General features: G+C 29.1%; 11 protein-coding genes. All 11 read right to left on the bottom strand.

Annotated elements, in window-relative coordinates:
* Nucleotides 1-5 precede the first annotated feature (5 nt).
* A complete protein-coding gene (locus BQ7400_RS04400) occupies nt 6-9,227 on the bottom strand; it encodes a helicase-related protein (protein WP_425445222.1) in 9,222 nt (3,073 codons plus the stop codon).
* Nucleotides 9,113-9,571, bottom strand: a complete 459-nt coding sequence (locus BQ7400_RS11005) for a TnpV protein (RefSeq protein WP_084230046.1) — start codon at nt 9,569-9,571, stop codon at nt 9,113-9,115. The genes BQ7400_RS04400 and BQ7400_RS11005 overlap by 115 nt, the downstream gene beginning before the upstream one ends.
* A 1,029-nt stretch (nt 9,572-10,600) precedes the next feature.
* Nucleotides 10,601-10,846 carry a type III toxin-antitoxin system ToxN/AbiQ family toxin gene (locus BQ7400_RS11010; RefSeq protein WP_261795379.1) on the bottom strand — a complete coding sequence of 82 codons (246 nt, stop codon included), beginning with the start codon at nt 10,844-10,846 and terminating at the stop codon, nt 10,601-10,603.
* Nucleotides 10,828-11,160, bottom strand: a complete 333-nt coding sequence (locus tag BQ7400_RS11015) for a type III toxin-antitoxin system ToxN/AbiQ family toxin (protein WP_008901382.1) — start codon at nt 11,158-11,160, stop codon at nt 10,828-10,830. The genes BQ7400_RS11010 and BQ7400_RS11015 overlap by 19 nt, the downstream gene beginning before the upstream one ends.
* A 278-nt stretch (nt 11,161-11,438) precedes the next feature.
* Nucleotides 11,439-13,145 (bottom strand): DNA topoisomerase 3, encoded by a 1,707-nt coding sequence (locus tag BQ7400_RS04415; protein ID WP_072469616.1) that lies wholly within the window; start codon nt 13,143-13,145, stop codon nt 11,439-11,441.
* Nucleotides 13,146-13,214: 69 nt separating this feature from the next.
* Entirely contained in the window at nt 13,215-14,054 is an 840-nt protein-coding gene (locus BQ7400_RS04420; RefSeq protein ID WP_072469617.1) for a nucleotidyl transferase AbiEii/AbiGii toxin family protein, read from the bottom strand.
* A complete protein-coding gene (locus tag BQ7400_RS04425; RefSeq protein ID WP_005956659.1) occupies nt 14,047-14,640 on the bottom strand; it encodes a type IV toxin-antitoxin system AbiEi family antitoxin domain-containing protein in 594 nt (197 codons plus the stop codon). The genes BQ7400_RS04420 and BQ7400_RS04425 overlap by 8 nt, the downstream gene beginning before the upstream one ends.
* 303 nt (nt 14,641-14,943) lie before the next feature.
* Complete coding sequence (locus BQ7400_RS04430) at nt 14,944-15,822, bottom strand: CD1107 family mobile element protein (protein WP_070737665.1); 879 nt, start codon at nt 15,820-15,822, stop codon at nt 14,944-14,946.
* 15 nt (nt 15,823-15,837) lie between these two features.
* The gene (locus BQ7400_RS04435) at nt 15,838-18,192 is read right to left on the bottom strand and encodes a leucine-rich repeat protein (RefSeq protein WP_072469618.1); all 2,355 of its coding nucleotides are present in this window, start codon (nt 18,190-18,192) and stop codon (nt 15,838-15,840) included.
* Nucleotides 18,189-18,446, bottom strand: coding sequence for a hypothetical protein (locus BQ7400_RS04440; protein ID WP_072469619.1), 258 nt, complete (start codon nt 18,444-18,446; stop codon nt 18,189-18,191). Before BQ7400_RS04440 ends, BQ7400_RS04435 begins: the two co-directional genes overlap by 4 nt.
* Nucleotides 18,447-18,465: 19 nt before the next feature.
* Nucleotides 18,466-21,429, bottom strand: a complete 2,964-nt coding sequence (locus BQ7400_RS04445) for a C40 family peptidase (RefSeq protein ID WP_072469620.1) — start codon at nt 21,427-21,429, stop codon at nt 18,466-18,468.
* Between the last annotated feature and the right edge of the window lie 4 nt (nt 21,430-21,433).

A 21,433-nucleotide genomic window follows, 5' to 3' on the forward strand; every position in this document is an offset into this window, starting at 1 on the left:
AAGTTTTATCTGCCACATGGTTCACTATTATTTATTTCTTTTATATTATTATTTACTGATAAATTCCCCTTATATTCCTTTAATTTATCCATAATAGAATTTTTTTCTTTCCTTTCAAAATCTCCTATTTCCTGCACTTTACTATCTCTAAAGTCAGCATCATTTCTATCTATTATTCCATCTAAATCCATATCTTTAGATAATGGATCATAGAAGTTGCCATCATCATCTATTTCAAGTCCCATTACTTCTCTCAGTTTTTCTTCATTTACTGATACAAGCTCACTAAAATCCCAAAAGCCAATAGATGTCTTTATCTGTACTAGCTCTTTTAAATCACTTGCATCTAAGGGATCATAGGTGTATTGAAAGCTGTCAATTAGGCTATTATCTACATAGGTGTTCATCTTGTAATTTATTAAATCTAAACTTACTTGTATTTCATGTTTTTCATCTGGTGTAGTTGTATAAGCTATTCCTATATCTGTTAAGTCAGGAAATATAGTATCAAAGTCCTCTAACCTGTTTTCTTCATCATATTCTCTGTTAAGGAAGTCTATCAATTCTTCCTTTACTTCTTCTAGTAATGGATTATCTTGGCTTATATCTTCACTTTTTCCCATATCTAGTAAATTATTTACTTCTGCAAGTCTTAGTGTCTTATCCTTTAAAAGTTCAGCTTGTGGAAATGTCTTTTGTATTTCAATTTTAGCTGTTTGAAATTGCTCTTCTATATCTTTTAGTTTTGAAATTGTATTTTCTAATCTTTCTGGTAATTTATCCAATACATTATCCATTCTTGTTATATTACCTATTTCATCTGTTCCAAACTCTCCTCTATATTCTCCCTTACCTTTTAATATAAAGTTATATTTATTGAAAAAAGAATCATATTTTATGGATAAATCAAAATTTCTATATTCACCTATTTTTTCTCCATCTTTATCCATTTCCCTATATATTTTAACTCCCTTAATTTTGTTCAACAAAAACTCTCCAGCTATTTTCTTATCTATATACTTCTTTCCGTCAATAATTAGAGAGGTAAATTTATTATCTTCTTTTAAATTTTTATCTACTTCTCTATAAGGCTCAACATTTTTAATATCTTCCTTTAAGTTCTCTATCCTTTCTTTTAATCTTTCTATTTCCTTTGGATAAAATTTAACTACTTTATCTTCCAGCTTGTAAAGATTTGATTTAAAATTGGACTCTAGCATTTTAAGTTTAGAAACTTCAACATCAAGGTCCATCTTCTCCTTTATTAATGGATTTCCTGTTGCAAGAGCTTTGATTTCGGCATAGTTTAATGTGGCTTCGTCTACATCTTCTGCAACTCTTACAGGAGTCTTTGAAGTCATAATTTGGGAAATATATTTTTGTTTATTCTCTAAGGTTTGAAATAGGTAGGCATCAAAAGTATTTTCTGTTACATATCTAAATATATGGACTTCCTTATTCTCATTTCCCTGCCTCACAATCCTGCCTGCTCTTTGAGAAAGATCAGCAGGTCTCCATGGTATATCAAGATCGTGAATTGCAATTAGTTTGTCTTGGGCATTAGTACCTGCTCCCATTTTCTGTGTTGAACCAAGTAAGACTCTTATTTCTCCCCTTCTTACCTTATCAAAGATAGCGTCTTTTTCCATATTGTTTTTTGCCTTATGAATAAATTCTATTTCCTCTTCAGGTACTCCCATATCTATAAGTTTTGTTTTAATATCATCATAGATATTAAAATCACTACTTGGTGTAGACATATCACAAAATATTAATTGAGCAGATTTTTTATCTTTATATTTATCCCAAATGCTAAATACATTTTTTATACAGGTATTTACCTTACTATTAGGAACATCAGGAAGTAAAGGATTGATTAATCTTTGGTCAAGTGCCATTTTCTTTCCGTCATTTGTAATCAAAAGCATATTATCAACGCTTGCGTCCACTTCCTTATTTCTAACCTTATCTGCTCTCTCGGAAAAAGTTTCAAGAATTTCTTTTTGTTCTTCGGTAGGCTTTGTTTTTATAGTTTCATAATGGGCAATTGGTGTAGGAAGATTTAAAACATCAGCTGTTTTAATATCCATAAATCCTTTTACAGTATTCATAAGTTCAGGAAGATTATAAAATTTTGCAAATCTGGTTTTGCTCCTATAACCATTACCCTCAGGATTTAATTCTATTGCCGTTATTGTTTCTCCAAAAGTAGATGCCCAAGAATCGAAATGTTGCAATTTCATCTTTTTTAATTCATCATACTGTAAATATCTCTGCATGGTATAAAGTTCAGCCATACTGTTACTTACTGGTGTACCTGTGGCAAATACTAATCCTTTATTATTAGTTATTTCATCCATATAGCGGCATTTCATAAGCATATCTGATGATTTTTGTGAATCTGTAGAAGTAATTCCTGCTACATTCCTCATTTTAGAAAATAGATAGAGGTTTTTGTAGGCATGGGCTTCATCTACAAATAACTTATCTACTCCCAGTTCCTCAAAGGTTACAACGTCATCTTTCTTATAATCAGCATTTAGTTTTTCTAACTTTGTCTCTAATTTTTTCTTTGTTTTTTCTAATTGCTTTACAGTAAATCTTTGATCCCTTTCTCTTTTATATTCATCTATATAGTCAATGATTTCATCAATTTGACCTTGCAATTCATATTCTTGTCTTTCTTTTGATATAGGAATTTTTTCAAATTGACTGTGCCCTATAATAACAGCATCAAAACTTCCTGTAGCAATACGACTACAAAATCTTTTTCTTCTATCTGGTGTAAAATCTTTTTCTGTAGCACATAATACATTAGCTCCTGGATAAAGTTCATTAAATTCTCTTCCAAATTGCTCTACAATGTGGTTAGGAACAACAAACATTGACTTATTACTCATACCAAGTCTTTTTGACTCCATGGCTATACCTATCATTTCAAAGGTTTTTCCTGCTCCTACTTCATGGGCAAGTAAAGTATTTCCACCAAACAAACCTCTTGCTATGGCATCTTTTTGATGTACTCTTAATTCTATTTCAGGATTCATTCCCTCAAAAGTAAGATTAGATCCATCATATTCCCTTTGTCTTATGGAATTGAATCTTTCGTTATAATCTTCTACTAATCTATTTCTTCTTTCCACATCATCAAATATCCAGCTTTTAAATTCTTCTTTTATCATCTCTTGCTTACTTCTTGCAAGCATTGTTTCTTTTTGATTAAGCACAGATTTTTTCTTTCCATCACTGTCTTCTACTTTGTCAAATACCTTAGTATCTCTTAAATTTAAAGTATCTTCTATCAATTTATAGGCATTTACCCTATTTGTACCATAGGTAAAAGAAGCAAGGTCATTGTCCCTATCAGAGCTTTTTCCTTCAACTCTATACTCTCCTGTAAAGTCAGAATACTTAATATCTATATTCCACCTTGATGAAACTGGTGTTTTCAACAAGTCAAACATAAATTTTTTGTAATCTTGTTCCGGTATCCATGTTGCGCCCATTCTAACTGTAATTTCACTTGCATCTAGTGCTTTAGGCATAACTTCCATTAGTTTTGCTTTTTGAAAATGTAACTTTTTTAACTCTTCTTCTAACACCTCTCTATCTGCTGAATTTTCTTCCTTTTCTAATTCTCTTTCAATATTTTTAATATAAGAGTCTACAACTTTAATTTTATCTCTTATATTTCCTGACAAGTATTCATCAGCACTTACGTAAGGTCTTGAAAAATCTCCTAGCTCATTAGCAGACTTAAATGGATTTATATCATTAGGTTCAAAGGAATCTAAATTTAAAAATATTTCTCCCTTTAATTCTTCTATTAATTTATCTCTTGTTTTTCCTGTCAATTCTTCCATATAATCAAAATTTATTTTACCTTTTTGACTAATAGAGAGTACCAGAGCATCTATTGCCCTATCTGTATGATCTATTATTACAGCTTTTTTTATAGTTCTCTTGTTAAAGATATCAGATTTTCCTATAAAGTTTCCTTCTTTATCTAATTTTTCCAAGGTTGAAATCAAGGAAAAATTGGAATCTTCTCTAAATAACTTTTTACTAGCTTTTGAATTTAACCTCCCATATTTTTTTGAAAATTCATCATATAGGCTATTTAGTTTTTCTTGTTCTTCTTTTATCTCTTCATCTAAATAATCTTCCTTTTGAAAAGTGATTACATTTCTCAGACTTGCATTTAATTTTAAATACTCTTCTACCTTTCCCTTATCCTTTTCATTTAAGGATACTTTTTGCATAATAGAATTTTCTCTAAAATATATTTCATCATCTACTAGAGCAAATGAATAATTTTTAACACTATCATCGGCAGGTATTAGTTTTTCTCCCAAGTTTTCATCTATTTGAACCTTTTCATATTTTCCTTTAATATTCTTTATGGCTAATTTTAGTCCTTCTTCTAAGGAAACATCTTCTCTTTCTATACAGGAAAGACTTGTTCCAAATCTTGATGATATTTCTTCCATAGTCCCTATTACCATATCTGGATTATCAACAAAGTATTTATTGTAACTTAATCCTTTTTCATCTTTATCTAACTTAACCCAATCTTCATCTATCTTTAAAAGTCTATCTCTCTTTTTTAAGAAAATTATATCCGAGGTTACTTCTGTACCGGCTTGTCTTTTAAAAGTAGTATTTGGTAATCTTATAGCTCCTAAAAATTCTGCTCTTTCAGATATATATCTTCTAACGTCTTCACTCTTTTTATCCATTGTTCCCGATGATGTAATAAATGCGATAATCCCTCCATCACGAACTTTATCTAATGATTTAGCAAAAAAATAATCGTGAATAAGAAAGTTATTTCTTTCATACTCACGATCTGCTACTTTAAATTCTCCAAAAGGAATATTTCCTATGGCAACATCAAATAAATTATTGGAAAAATTTGTATCTTCAAAGCCTTTAACTTGTATATTAGCATTAGGATATAAGTGTTTAGCAATTTTACCACTAATACTATCTAACTCTACTCCATAAAAGTCTGACTCATTCATTTCTTCAGGTAGATTTCCTATAAATCTTCCTGTCCCAGCACTTGGTTCTAAGATGTTACCTTTTTTAAATCCAAAATTAGAAAGAGTTTCATAGATAGAGTCTATAACTAATTTAGGAGTATAAAAAGCTGTTAGGGTAGATTCTCTTGCTCTATTATATTCTTCACCAGTTAAATTTTCTTTTAAGAAATTTCTCGCATCAAGCCACTGACCTTCCTTTTCTTCATCAAATACATCAGCAAGTCCTCCCCAGCCTACATACCTTGCTAAAATTTCCTGTTCTTCCTTTTTTGCAAATCTATTTTCTTTCTCCAAAGTCTTTAAGACACTTATAGCTTCTATATTATTCTTTAGCCTTTGAGAAGGCGCTAAGCTTTCTTCTTCATTTAAGATTTTATAGTTTTCTAAAGAAACTTCAGAAATCCCTTCTATATTTTCTCTATCAGTCTTTTTGTCTTTTTTAACTTCTTCTTCGTTATTATTATCAATATCTTCTAAGCTGATTTGTTCTACTAGTTCCCCTTTATCAATAGATTGTTTTTCTTTTTCGCTAGATTTATATACTTCTAAATCAAGATTTTTGTAGTCATTAAAAAGAATTGTTTCACTTCCGGTAATAAAACCATTCATTAGTCCTGTGCTATCTTCTAATTCTATAGTTTTAGGACTTGTAGTATCGTTAATGGCAGTTATAGTGTATTCTTTTCCTTTGTATCTAACACTCATACCTTCTTTAAATGGATTTTCTTCTTGCCTTGTTCTATCATTTTCAATTTGCTGATTTAAATATCCATTTAAAAGCACTTCTCTATGTTTATCATCAAGTAAATAAGGTAAGTTACTTAATATGTCCTTATAACTTTTATATTTTATAGCTTGATTAGAATTTAAAATATACCCATTGTATCGTAAATTTTGTTTAAGAGATTTCCCCTTAACATCTAAGATTAGCTCTACCTTATACCCTTCTTTTCCATCTATAATATTTTCTGGTTTTTTTAATAATCCATCTTCTATTTTCTTTGACAGTAGTAAGTATTCTTCATTTTGAGGATCAAAATAGTATTCTCTTTTTTCTTTGATATCCTTATCTATTAACTTGGAAAGAACTTCTTTTTTATCTCTTATTTCTTCAATTTTTGATTTTTCTTCTTGAGATAAATTTATATTAAAAGTAATTTTATTTTCTTCATTTATGTGTGCTAAATTTTGATATGCTCCATTGATTTCAAGATTTTTATTAAAAACATATATATCATTATAGTAATCTGGAAATTGCTGATTAAAGCTTTGAACATCTATATCATAGCCTTCCTCAAATTTTGTAACTTTATCATCAGTAATTTCAAATAAACCTTCCCTTTCCAATTCTAATACATCATTTAAATTTGTAAGGTTTACTTCTTTCATTTTGACAGTAATTTCATCAAACAAACTGTCTATTTTTCTGCTATCCTCAAAAGATTTCCCTTTATATAAATTGTAGATCTTTCCTTGTGAGTTTTCCTTTCTTGGATAAACTCTAATTCCTGTTTCTTCTAGTTCTATATCCTTTGTTTTCTCTTTATCTACTAAAGCATAATAATATCCTACTTTTACTGCTAATTTATCTTCTACAATCTCTTTTGTTAATTTTTCTTCTACTTCATTTCTTAATACTTCTAAAGCTTTTAAATTGCTTCCTTTAAAGGAATGTGAAAATAGTTTTAAGTCCTTATCAAAATAGGCATCATATGAATAATATGTTATTGGATTATGGTTATTATCATATCCACTGGAAATATCTTTTATTTTTAAATATTTATTATCCTCTGTTCTAACTATATCTCCCACTTTTATAGAGAGGATTTTCTTATCATCTTCTATATTGTTTTTAAGTGAATTATTTAAATATTCTCTATATCTATTTTCTATTCTAATGCCTAATTCTTTAACCTTATCTATTGACTTCATATCATCCGGAAGATTTCCCTGCTTATCGGCAACTTCTCTCATGATTTTCGCATATTCTCTTTGAAATACAGAGTTAAAACTTGCTAAGGTATTATTTCCTAAGTTTTCTCTTGCCTTTATAATTTCATTTTCTAAAGCTTTATCCTTAACTAATACATCGAAAAGTCTATCTTCAATTTGGTCTATGGAAATTATTTTTTCATCTATCTTATTTTCTTCTATAGTTTGATTAAGTTCTATCTGACTTTTTCCTATTTGTTCATAAAGAAATTCAAAATCTCTTTGGTTGATCTCATTTCCATCACCTATGTCTATCTTATAGTGATCAACAATTTTTCCATCTACTATATGGTCAAAATAGAATTTGGAATACCCCTCCCACTTATCAGTCATCTGCCCATATTCATCTTCTCCTAAGGTCTTATTATGAAGTCTTATCTTTTCATCTATTTCTCTTATTTCATCTAATAGTTCTTTGGTCAGCCTTTGTCCTGTATAATCTTTTTCTATTAGACTCGAACCCTCATTAAACTCAATTATCCAATAATCATCTTTTATATGGCTATCTAAATCAAAACCTATATTCTCTTTATTTTTATTAGGATAAAATTCCTTAAATTCTTCAAAACCATTTACTATATCATCATCTATAACTTCTTTGTTAGAATTAACTATAATATTTGGAATATCATCATATTGACTTTGACTTTCTAAAAGGTAATATTCTCTTCCTTCTATTTCTTCCTTTTCTTTAATATAAAAAGTGTCATGTATTCCCTCAAGAATAATTCCATCGTCTAACTGGTCTAATGGTATATCTAATTGTTTTTCAAAGGCTATGGAATATATATCTTCTTTTAAAAAGTTTGGTATAAATTCATCATAAATGATAAGTTTTCCATCATCACCTATACTTGCTACAGACTGTCCTTGATAATAATATATAGAACTATTATTTGTTCTTTCTATATATACATCATTATCAGTTGGAGGCAAATCATCTTGATAATTTATATACTCCTGGCTTTCTTTTTCTGTTTTATTTATTTGCTGATCTGTTTTTTTCTCCCTATTTTCTTCAAAACTTTCTTCATCTATATATCTATTCTTTTTAATAAGGTCATTAATTCTTCTTGCAACATTAGACCAAGATAGTAGTATTTCTTTTGCATTACCTTTATTATATTTTATTCCCTTCGCATCGTGCCACTCACCACTTTCTCTTGCAGCAGATAGTGCATGAGAACTTCCACCTACGCCATATTCATTTTTCAAGAAATCTGCTTGTTCTTTTAAATCATGCTTTTCAGTAAAAAATTCATATATTCTTTTCTTTCCATCAGAAAACCCGCTTCCTCTTTTTAGGCTTTCATCTATTTCATCTTGTGTTATAAAACTCTGAATAGGTGCAATATCCTTTAAATTTGACCTATATAATTTTCTTTCTATTTCTAAATCATTGATATCATTATAGATTCTAGATAATTTATAATGATGAAATCTTAAAATATCAGGATTAATCTTATATTCTTCTAAAAATACCTCGTATTCTTTTCTGAGTTTATTTATAAAATTTTTATCTTCAAGTTTTTTCCCGAGATTTTCTTTTTCATCTTGGAAGCCTATTCCTTTTATATCATTAAGACTCGATAGATATCTATCCTTAGTTTCATCAGTAAGATCTCTCTTTAAATACAATAATGTTTCTGCTATTTTTTCTCTTTCATATGTCGCGCTTTCTACAATCTCAACATTGCTAGCAAATTCTCCTCTATCTAATAAATTATTAATATTATTAGCTAAATCTTTCCAAGAAACTATATGCCCTTCTCTATATCTTGCCTCATCTCCATCTTTAAAAATTGCTCCTTCCTTTCCAAACCATGCAGATATCTTTCTTCCTTCAATTTCAAGACCATTGGCTCCCCTATATATTTCTTTCAAAAAGTTTGCCTGTTCTTCTAAAGATTTACCCTTAGAAAATTCTGCTATTACTGCTAATCTTCCATCTTCATGATTTCCTCCATGAATTAAAAATGTATCTATTTCTCTTTGACTTATTGGATTTGAGAAGGATATTTGCTCTCCCTGATTTTTAGCAGAAAAAAAGGAAGTAGACTCTACTTCCTCATTTTTTAGATTAAGATTATCTCCCTTTCCCCTATTTCTTGCAGGGTCATATCCATGTTCTTCTTCAATCTCAGATATTTCAGATAGTCCTCTTCTTTCAGTTCTTCTGTCAGCCCCCAAGTTTCCATCATTTTGACTTCTTCCCTCGTGATAAAGTCCTCTATCTCTTTTTCCTTTGATAGAAGATGATCCATTAATATCCCTTGCAAATACATTATCTGATAATCCTCTTCTTTGTTCTCCTTGAGAAAGTTCAATCTCATCCTTCCCCATCTGTTGAGTTTCTTTAAATCTATTTCCTTGGGAATTGCCATATTGGGTATTAGGACTTCCATGCCTTCCTCCAATTCTTCCATCTTGTATGTCCCTCCCTGTCTCTCGAAGGAATTCTCCTTGACGATTGGTGTGTAAATCCCCTCCTCCATGAGGTATTCCTTGCCTGCCAATGTTAATTTCTCTTTCATCTTCCAAGCCTCCTTTAAAATTTATTTCACCGTTTATATCAGAACTTAATTTATTATAACGCTCCTTAAGCTCTTTTGTCTGCTCCAAATCTTTTCTTTCTTGAATTTTCTCTAAAATTTCTAATCTTTTTATTTCACTTCCCAAATCAAGTAAGATATTTTTACTTATATTAGCACTTATACTTAATACTTTGTCTATGTCCGAACTTGATATTTTAGACAGTAAAGATAAGTTTTCTTCTTTTAGCTGATATGAGACCTCCATTCTCTCGCTTATAGAAATTTTTACGGATTCTTTTAACAAATTAAAAAGGTCTACCTTTTGAATGCTTTTTAAACTTTCATCAGATAGACTTTCTAAAATTTTATTGAATTTTCCTCTAACATTACTTTCTACTAAGGCAGCAATTTTATCTTCTTGGCTTAATAGAAGCTTACTATCTTTTTCTTTAAACTTATCTATCATTTCATCTAGTAAGTTTAAATGCTTTTTGCTATCATATTTCCATAACTTTACCTCAGAAATATTATGATTAATACTTACTGTTTGCCTTATGTCGAAGATATATTTTATCCTTCCACTATCTATATCTAAAAGTGGTATTCCTTTTTCGCCTCTTTTAACGCTTCTACCTATACTTTTCCAATAATCAAATTCTGCACAGGCTGTTGCTTTTGGATCCATATTGTATATAGATATTTGATGTATATATGGATACTTATAGTTATTGCCTGATACCTTTAAATATTCCTCATATTTTTTTATATCTTTCTTAAATTCTTCTTTTGCAAGATAGATTGTTCTACTTAAATCTACTATATCATATCTTGGCATTTTATCCCTCCTCATTATAGTGATAAAAATGAACTAAATTTTTATATATTTATTTATTAAACTTTATTTCTTTCTATTTTTTAAATTTCTGTAAGCAAAAGATAACTTTAAAATGTCATTTACGCTATCTTTTTATTGCAATAAAAAAACGATTGGAATTTTTTACTTTTCTAATCGCTTTAACTGCCTTTATTCTATTGCTTCCAATCCAACATTGCTTTTTCTAACTTTGAAAAATTGCAATTTGCTCTTCTTATAATTCCTGTTTTCTTTTGATTTTTGTATATTTTTTCTACCTTTATCAAGACCTTTGTTTTTATTTTTAAACAAAAAGCGTATTCTTTTTGAAATAAGTCTTTATATCTAATATCCTCAAGTTCGTTAAAATCAATTCTTTCATAACAATCAGTCGGTACAGGAATCATTTTCTTAATATCCAATATAGATAATATGTGCATTTTTTTCTATCAGAATAATATTTGTAGATATCTCCATCTATAGTAATACTATTATCGATCACTTCATAAATCAAAAAATGCTCATCAGAAACATTCTTCCATTTTTTATGTTTTTCCTTTGCAGAAGAAATTGGAATAAAATAATTATAATTTTCTATACCAACAATAATTCCAACAAATGGTTTTATACTGTTTCTATACGATGGGTTGTAATAAACTTCTGAATCTACTTTATTTAGATATTCAAGGTAATCAGAGTTTACAGTATAAAATCCATATTTTATAACTTCTACCATTATTTTCTCCTAAAAAAACAGAGAGGTTTAATCCTCTCTGCTTGCTTTAATGCTTCACCTTTGGGATATAGGTAGTGAGACACCTTCTTTAATGCTCCACCTTTAACGGTAGTGGGACACCATCTTTATCTGATAAGAGTATAACATATATTCATAGTAATATCAAATAAGTAAATTTCCTAATGCCTACTCTTTTATCACTTATATTATACCCTATTTCTTTCATAAATCACTCCTTTCTTCATTCCTATAACCGTATTCAATTTTTTATAATCAATTTACTTATAATATTTACCTATAGTATTTTTTATTTCTTCTTCAATTTCTTTTAAAAAATTCTCTTTATTTTCCTTACCCTTTGCTATATCACTTAATCTCATTTCCCATTTTGCTGTTGTCTTTGGAGATTTAAACTCATCTATAACTATAGTAACTAGGTTTAATCCCTTCCTAGTTGATATTAGGTTTTTCTTTTCTCTTTTTATATAACCTTTGTATATCAAATTTTCTATTATTCCCGCTCTTGTAGCAGGAGTACCAAGTCCTTTTCTTTCAATTTCAACATCCTTAACTAATTCATCATTTCCAGCTATTTCCATTGCTTTTAAGAGTGTGTCTTCAGTGAAGTGTTTAGGTGGATTTGTATACTTCTCTTTTATATCTTTATTTTCAATATATAAAAAATCTCCTATTTTTACATCAGGAAGTTGTATATCTTCTTTCTTCTTTGATGTATATTCTTCTAAATATTTTGTAAACCCTTCTTCTGCAATTATTTTATAAGTGTTTATAAATTCAAACCCGTCAAATTCAGCCACTATCTTTGTTGTATTTTCTACAAGTGGATATCCAAAACTTGCATAGAGTTTATTTGTTATAAGTCTATATACTTTGGCTTCGCTTTCCGGGAGATTTGAAATATCCTTATTTAATGAACTTATCGTTGGAATTATTGCATGATGATCTGTAACTTTTTCAGAATTAAAAACTACCTTAATTCTTTCTGTGTCAAAATCATTTTTTCCTATAATATTATTTACGGTGCTTTCTATCATGTCTACTGTCAAATATCTTGAATCTGTTCGTGGATAGGTAATATACTTCTTTTCATACAGGCTTTGGGCATAATCTAGGGTTTGTTTTGCACTGTATCCAAAATACTTATTACATTCTCTTTGAAGTGTTGTTAGGTCAAAGGGCAGGTTAGGCTTTGTAATCTTTTCTTTTTTAATTACATCGGTTATTTCAATTTTTTCTCCGATTAAATTTTTAAGCTGCTCTGCCACTATCTCGTCATCAATTCTATCTGTCGACAGTGTAAATCCATTCATAAAAATCTCTACTGTATAATATTTTTCTTTTTTAAAACTATTTATCTCATCATCTCTATTCACAATCATTGATAAAGTTGGTGTTTGTACTCTGCCTACACTATAATTTTCATTATATAGACAGGAGTAAAGTCTACTTATGTTCATTCCAACAAGCCAATCAGCTATGGCACGAGCCTTAGCTGAATCAAAAAGATTATCATAGTTACTTCCATCTTTTAAGTTGCTAAATCCTTCTTTTATGGAAGAGTCTTCCATTGAGGAAATCCAAAGACGTTTCATTTTCTTCTTACAATTTGCCGCCATATATACAAGTCTAAAGATAGCTTCTCCTTCTCTACCAGCATCACAAGCATTGATAATGGTGTCAACTTCATTACTATTCATTAGCCTTTTAAGAATATTAAACTGTTTTTTAGTTGTCTTCGTTACCTCATACTTGTATTCTTTTGGGATAATAGGTAAATCTTCAATTCTCCACTTCTTATATCTTTCATTATACACATCAGGATTTGACATTTGTACTAAATGTCCAACACACCATGAAACAATATATCCGTTTCCCTCATAATATCCATTATTTCTATTTTTTGCTCCTATAACTTTTGCTATTGATGCTGCAACACTTGGTTTTTCTGCGATTACTAATTTCATTTTTCCTCCTTTAATTTTTTAATAAAAAAATGAGAGATTAAATTTTCAATCCCTCATCTCTTTATAGCTCTACTGATTTTTTATTTTTTCTATAATATTTATTCCATTATCTATTACATCTTCAAACTTTATGTCTCTAGCATAAAGATTTTTCTTCGAATAAGAATTCCATCTGTATAAAAAAGCTTGATCCGTTTTTAGCATTCTCATTAAACTTATGATTTTATCTATATCAAATTCCGTTTTTCTATAATCAAAAGTTCTAATACATGCTTCTTTTAATATCTTGGTATCAATTTCTTTATCTTTTAATTTATAAATTATATAAAGATCATAGTAATCCTTACTTCTACTATTTAAAAACCCCCTAGAGTATATTGTTTGAATTTTTTCTGCCACAATTGTTTCAATAGGATAGGCTTTAATTAAAATATCTTCTTGCCCAAAAGCACTTATATATTTATAATCTATGGGATGTGGTGTGATAACATCACCTGTTGCAATATCAAGAGGTACAATTTGTCTTATATTCTCCATCCTACAAAGTATACTTACACGAAACCCTCCATACTGGTCATCTTCCTTGATTGTACTTATTCCATGTACTTTATAGGATATATCATCTGAATGACTTGCTTCTAGTAATTCTTGTATTATTTTTAATACATTTTCTTCTGATAAATGCATATTTCTTAAAAGAAGATCTATATCTACTGTACTTCTTGAATCTATGCCTACTACATTAGATAAAAGAAAACCTCCTTTAAAAATAAATTTTTCATGATACTTACTCTGTGCTAATTTTTTTAATATGCTTTCCAAAAAATAATATAACATTACTGAATTAAATGGGAGTCCTGATTCTTTGCTTATATTATGACAAATGGCGGTTAACTTTGCTTTATTCATATACCACCTCCATAACTTCCCTTACTTTATCTTCTATTCCCATTTTTCTTGCTATTTCATATAGAGAATGTATATCCTTATCCTTATATTTAAAATAGTAACGAATGAGTTTTACATAAACTTCAGTATCCATTTTTTCTTTGTTGGAAATAAAATCACAAAGTATTCTTTCGTAGGAGTAAACATTCACAATGTTTCCAAACATTGTCTTTTTCTGTATAATTCCTAGATTATAAATAGATTTTTTTACATAATTGATATTAAGTGTATTTTTCTTCTCATTAAATTTATATCCATTGTATACTGTAACATCTATTCTCCATGGAATTTTGTCCGTTACCCCAAGTAGAAACAAAGCTGTCTCATAGGAAAATATCGCCTTTTTATACTGATATTGGAAAAAATAGTACTCATCGTAATCACCATCTTCAATAATATATATTCCTTTTTGAACTCTAAACAATTTTCCTTCTTTTGCTAGTCTACTTAAATATACTGTAGGTATGTTATTTTCTCTGCAATAAGCAGATGTTATAATGCCACCTGATTTTTTTAGATGTATTTCAATTTGCTTTCTATAATTCATTATATTCATCCCCTTGTTGTGTTTACACTTATATTATATATTTTTATAAGTGTGTTTGCAACAAGGCTTTGAATTTCTATCCCACTTTGTTTCAAAAATTATCAAGAAATTTCATATCATCAAATTCTTAATTATACAATCAATCATTTATACTTAGCTTTACTTATATATTAAGTTTGGGCTGTCGTTTTGTTCATCGTTTTTTATTAAAATTTCAGAATTCTAATTGTACTTTTTTTATAAATTTACAAGATAATTGAGTTTATTGTTGTCCTTAATCTACTGCTTAAATCATTGAGAAGATTAAAATTCATCTTCATCTGGAATAATTTCTGTATCTTCCTTATCTTCAAGATCATAATCCTCCCCTTCAGATTCATAATCATCTTCTAATTCATTATAATCTTGCTCCTCTTCAAAACTTTCCTCTTCATTTTTTTTATAGATTTTGAAGTAATATCCTGCACCCATTACACCAACAATAATTAAACCCATAAATAAATAAAGTCCTATCCCTGATTTCTTTTCTTCTTTCTCCTCTTTCTTCGGTTTTTCCTCCACCGGTTCTTCTTTTTTCACTACTTCTTCTTTTGGCTTTACTTCACTTTCTCCTTCAATCATATTTAGTAGATCTTGTTCTCCAACTTCTGTTAGTAGTTGCACATTTTCTTGATTTTCCGAATGATCTACAATGAGGTGCATAGTTTTTCCACTCTTTGTTTGAAAGGTTAAAAATTGTCTAACATCTATTGGATTTTCCTTTTTTTCATCTCTTGATGTTTGATCTTCTACTTTCGGTGTAATATCCTGTCCATTTTTATCTACATTTTCTATAACTGTTCCTCTTGCCTTATTTTCTTTTGTAGCTAATGGATTAATTGCTTTAGTATTGCCACCTTTAACAAGTTTAGATGGCTTTTCTTTTTTATCTACTTGCTCATTTTTTATGTTATTTTCTTGTATTTTCGGCACTTCCTGATAAGGAATTTTTTGACTCTCATTAGATGGTTCATATATATCTTCATCAAATAAGCTTTCTAATTCTTTACTTTTTTCTGGCAAATAAATATCATTTGACTGATTTTTTATTTCATTATCATTGCTCTTAGCTATGGATATGCTTGGCATACTTAATAGTAAAAGGAGTAGCACTAAGGCTACCCCTAATCTTTTTTTCTTCATAGTTATCTCCTTTTCTTACTTTATATTCTTAAAGACATAAACTGCCTTTCTGCTATTATCCCATTCTATACTTTGATCTTTTTCATCTCTTATATCCCCACAGCTTGCATTAAAAGCTTTAGCTATATTGGAAATAGATGCGTGAATTCTTCCATTTATAATTACAGGTTTAGTGTCAGAATGATAAATGTTTCCTTGACTATCTTTCATAACACCAGTATCTATATTTAATCTTAGAGTTTTTTTAGGTAAGGCTGTATTTTCTTTATTTGAAAAGATAGCCTCTCTATTACTATCATCATATTCTACATTAAACCCAAGAGTATAGGCTGCATATCTAACAGGTAGCATAATGCGATTATCCTTAATATATGCTTTTACATCCATATACACAGTAGTTTTCTTTCCATCTTTTATAATGTTATAAAAGTTTTTGTCTACTTGAAAAACTGCAAATTCTTTTTCATCTTTAACTTGTTTTTTACCTTGTTGTTCCTCTTGCTTTTTCATCTTGTTAAGATCAAATTGATTTAGGATGTTCTTATCATCAGCTTTCAAAAGTTCGTCCCATTTTTTATCTTGAGATTTCTTATCTTCTTTCTTCTCTTTGTTTTCTTTTTGGAGTTTTAGAAGTTCATCTAATTTCTTAGATAAGCCTTGGTTTATATTTTTTTCTTTTTCATCTTTAGCTTGCTTTTCAAGTTCTTCTTTAACTTTTTTATTTGCTTCCTCGATTAACTTCTTGGCTTCTTCAATTTTCTTATCTAACTCTTCTTTTAGCTTTTTAATTTCTTCTTCAGAAGCTTTTTGTTTTCCTTCTAGTCCTTTAATCTTCTCTTCTAATTCTTTTTTTGTATTTTCAGAAGATTCTTTTAAACTATCAATAGCCTTTTGAAGCTCTTCAATTTTCTTACAGCATTCTGACTTAGAATTTTCTGTTTCTTTCTTTTTAGACTCTAAATCTTTTATCTTATTATCTTTTTCATCAAGAGCTTTTTCTAAGCCCTTAATTTTATTATCTTTATCCTCAATTTCTTTAGTCTTTTTTGCAAGTTCTCCTTCTAAAGACTCAAGCTTTTCTTGCATTTCTTTGATTTTATTTTCGTTTTTATCTGTCTTTTCTTTCTCAGCTTCTAACTCCCATTTTGTAGATGAATAATCTTCTTTTAGTTTTGCATTTTCATCTTGTAATCTTTTTAATTCATCTTTAAGCTGAGTAATTTCTGCTATTAGTTCATCATTATTGGAGTTTTTAAGATCCTCAATTTCTTTATTCAATTGAGCAATCTTATTGTCTTTATCTCTAATTTCTTCTTCTAGCCTAGCTTTTTCTTGTTTTAGTTTCTCTCCATTATCTTTGCAAGATTCTAACTTTTCCTTTAACTCATCTATCTTTGATTGATCTTCTTGTTTCTTATCATTTAAGTCTTTGATCTGATTTTCTAAGTCCTTAATGTTTTTAGTTAAATCATCAATCTTATTGTCCTTTTCATCAATATCTTGTCCTGTCAAATCAGTTTGAGTACCAATGGAATATTTATTTGGATTGTATATAGTCATCTTTCCTTGATACATATCATTGTTATAATCAAATTCAAGTTCTACACTATCTACGTTCTTATCAAAGACAAACTCTCCATTTTCAAACCTTAATCCATTAGGAATAGATTTGAATCCTTGATTTCCGTTGAAACCAAAATGATTTTCGTAAAATGGATTTTGTTTTGGTCTATATTCAACTTCTTGATTATGGAATACTCCCTTACTGTTAATATTTGGATTGCCTAAAACTTTTATAGTGTGCAATTTATTTCTTGAAAAAGCATACTGTTCAATTGTCTTCACAGACTTCGGTATAATTATTTCTTGGAGGTTATTTCTTTCAAAAGCATTATGTTCAATATTTACTAGAGTACCAGGTAAAGTCACTTCTCTAAGTCCACAATTGAAAAATGCTAAACCACCAAGATAAGTTAAGCTATTTGATAGTTTTACCTGATCTATACTTGCTTCGTAAAAGGCAGCATAACCTAAATGCTTAACAGAATCAGGAATAATTACTTTATCCCAATGTTTGCCACGTCCAAATTCTCTTTTATATCTAAGTTCATCGTTTGAATGACTTAAAGAATAATTTCCATTTATAGATTTCGTTCCTTCAGGAAATACTAGAACATTTGTCTTTTCTTTCTTTTCTAAGCCCTTATCACTAAAGGCTATTATATTTCCCTCAGAGGAATACATAAAATCATCTTCCGTCCACTCTACCTTATAATCTGTACTTGCATATACAGGACTTACAGCCACTATATTCACTAGACTTACAAGTAGCATTATCACAGCTAAAATTCCACTGGTTATTTTTTTCATAAATTTTCCTCACTTTCATTTGTATCTTTTCTTTTAAGTTCTTTTCTTTCTCTATTTTCTTCTTCCTTATTTTTTCTAACAATAAATAAAAATTCATCAAGAGATATTTTTCGACTTCGAAATTCCTTGATGACCTCTAAATTTTCTATTTCTTCTTGTTCCTCTACTAATAACTGAAGTTCTATTTCAATTTCTTCTTTTTTCTTTCTTAAATTCTTCTGTTTTTCTATGTTTCTGATTAATTTTTTATTCATAGATTTTTACTCCTTCCCCTTATTTTGGTCTACCAAAGGAATAAAAGTGATTTTTCCAATACCTTGAGTTTATACTGGTATATTGGATAGGATCTCCTGCATGGAGCATCATTCCATTTCCGGCATATATCCCTACGTGAGAAATTGGCGTACCGGAATTATATGTGCCTTTAAAGAAAATAATATCCCCAGGTTTTGCCTCGCTTGGAGATATTGGATTACAATAGTTTTTATAAATAAGCCAAGCTGTAGTTCTTGGCATTTTCTTTACACCAGACTTTGTAAATGACCAACATACAAAACCTGAACAGTCAAAGTTAGATGGTCCACTTGCTCCAAACACATATCTTTTGCCTATGTGTTTTTCTGCTTCATTAAATAAGGCTTTGGCAGTTTCAGAATCAAAAGCAAGACCGGGATTTCCAAAGTTTGGATTGTCTATAATCTCTTCCAAGTTCCCATAGCTTGATCCAAAATATCCACTCATATTTCCCTGACTCTCAAGTAAAGCTAAATAATGAGCCATATTTGTTTCATAGTTTGCAAATTCTTCTCTTGCTATTTCATCAATACTTTTCTTTTTTATAGTTAATGTTAGAATTCTATAGGTATATGGATTTCCTTCACTGTCATATTTTGTAATAGACTTTGAAGTATATTTTTTCTCATACATTTGATTAAATAGCTTTTTTAATTCCTTTTGTATCTCTTCAGCTGACTTAATCTCTCCATATCTTGCTGTTAAATAGCTAAAAAGCTCGTGTAGGTCATGACCAACAGAATCTCCTTTTATATGATATTCATCATAATTTGGATAATTTTCTTTAATACTATCTATTTCATCTTGTAAGGCATATTCATAACTTGTAAATTCATTGTTAATATCCATTAAAACTTCTTCTTTTGATAGATAGCTTGTAGCTATAACATTACTTGTTAATCCTGAAGTAAGACTGCCAACATTGCTAATTCCTTGAAATAGCATAAAAAAAAGTCCTAAAATACAAAGGGCAATTAAAATTTGCTTATATCCTTTGTTTTTTAAAGCTTCCAATGTTTTCTTTCCAATATTAGCGAAAGATTTCTTTATTCTATTTACTAAACCTTCCCCGTGTTTCTTCCTAAAATCTCTCTGAAACTTCTTTTTCATAAAAAATCGATTCAATTTATTAGAGTTTTGATAAGCTTTAGTCTTCTTCAATTCTTCAAAATTTCTTTGAAAGAGGAGTTTACTTTCTTTCTTATAAATTTTTCCTTCTAAAGATTTTATTTTTCTCTGAGTTTTTAAAGGTTTTTTTCTTCTAAGATGGCTAATTTCTCTGCCAATAGCTTCAGTAGTTCTACTAAGCTTATAAGCAGCGTTAACGCCTGCATTATCATCTTTCCCACTATATAGATAGTTTGCCGTCATAGCACTCGCAAAAGTAATAGGTTGTTCTAAACCCGCTTTTTTTGACTTTTTCTTATCCTTAATTAACTCTTTTTCCTTTTTATTCTTTTTCTCATATAGTTTTGATATTTTATCTTCCTTTTTATAAAACTTATCTTTTTCACTTTTGTTATCTTTTTTAGAATGGAATTTAGTTTTATTTTTTGTATCTACCTTATTTTTTTCAGATACATTTTTAGAATCCTGTACTTCTTTTTTTGTCCTGGTGTATTCTTTCTTTGGATCAAAGTTGCTTTTCTTTATAGTATTATCAAAAGCGTCTTTTATTTGTCTTTTCTTTACCTTGTTTTTATTAGAAATTCCACTATGATTTAAATCAAGTTCATCTACTTCAAGATTCTCATTTTTTATTACGTTTTTTTCCTGTTTGAAGATTTCTTTTTTCGTGCCTATTTTTTCTTGATTCTTTTTATTTATATTATATTTATCTTTATTTTTTTCAGATTCACTTTTAAATCCTTCAGATAGGCTATCCTGTCTAAATTTCCCACTAGAAACCCTACCCATTAGCATATTTTTTTCTTCTAAATTTCTAACTTTGCCTTTGAAATATTTGCTATTTTGTTTTTTATTAGTATTCAGGTCTTGAATTATTTTTTTATCTTCTTCATTTGCCTTATATGATAGACCTTTTCTTCTAAACTTCCCATTTAAAGATTTTAATTCTACTTTTTCCCCTTTATCCTTAAACTGCCTTTGAGATTGATAAAGTTTTTTTAAGGTATTTTTTTGAAAGCTTTCTTTCCCTTTCTTACCAAGAATAGAATAACCATCCCAATTTTTTCTTTGCACATCAGAAGATGGTAAATACTTATAGTCATCTCTTGTATCCCTATAGGATACATTGCTATCACTAAAGTTCATGTCATAGCGATCTATGACACCATCATTATCTGAGTCCTGTGATAATGGATCATATGTCGAACTTACCTCTCTATTAAAATTCTTATCTTCTTTTCTAAATCTCCTTATTTTTTTCTCTGGAATATCATTAAAACTTTCACTCTCAACGTTTTTCTTCCATTTTAAATTACTATTCCCCTTGCAATTTTTTTGGGGAGAAATGCTACTTTTTATATTAGAATTAGTTGAAATTGGTCCATCATTAAAATTTTCTTTAAAATTACTTAGCCTGTATTCTGTTTCTTGCCCGTGATATTCACCATATCTACTTTCCTCATTTTCTTCCATTTTTCTATGCTGCCGTTGCGAATATTCCGGCTGATATTCATTATGATAGGAGGCTTCTGCAAATTTTTCCTCATGGATTTTTCTTTGTCTTCTTTCTCTATTTGGCTTTTCTTTTTCTTTGAATAAATTCTGACTATTTTCTTGCAAATGATCTGAGTAATATTTAGAGTTTTCAACATTATTGTCTATGTTGTTCCTGCTTTTTACTTTATTTATTTCTTTTTTTGAAAAATCTGATGGACTCTCTATATTACTGAATTTTTCATTACTTTCTTCTTTCTTTTCTGATATAAGCTTGGTCTTTGGTACATCTCTTGGGTTTACTTTCCCTTTCTTTTTCATATAC

It is taken from the genome of Urinicoccus massiliensis (genome assembly GCF_900120405.1).
Classification (GTDB): Bacteria; Bacillota; Clostridia; order Tissierellales; family Peptoniphilaceae; genus Urinicoccus; species Urinicoccus massiliensis.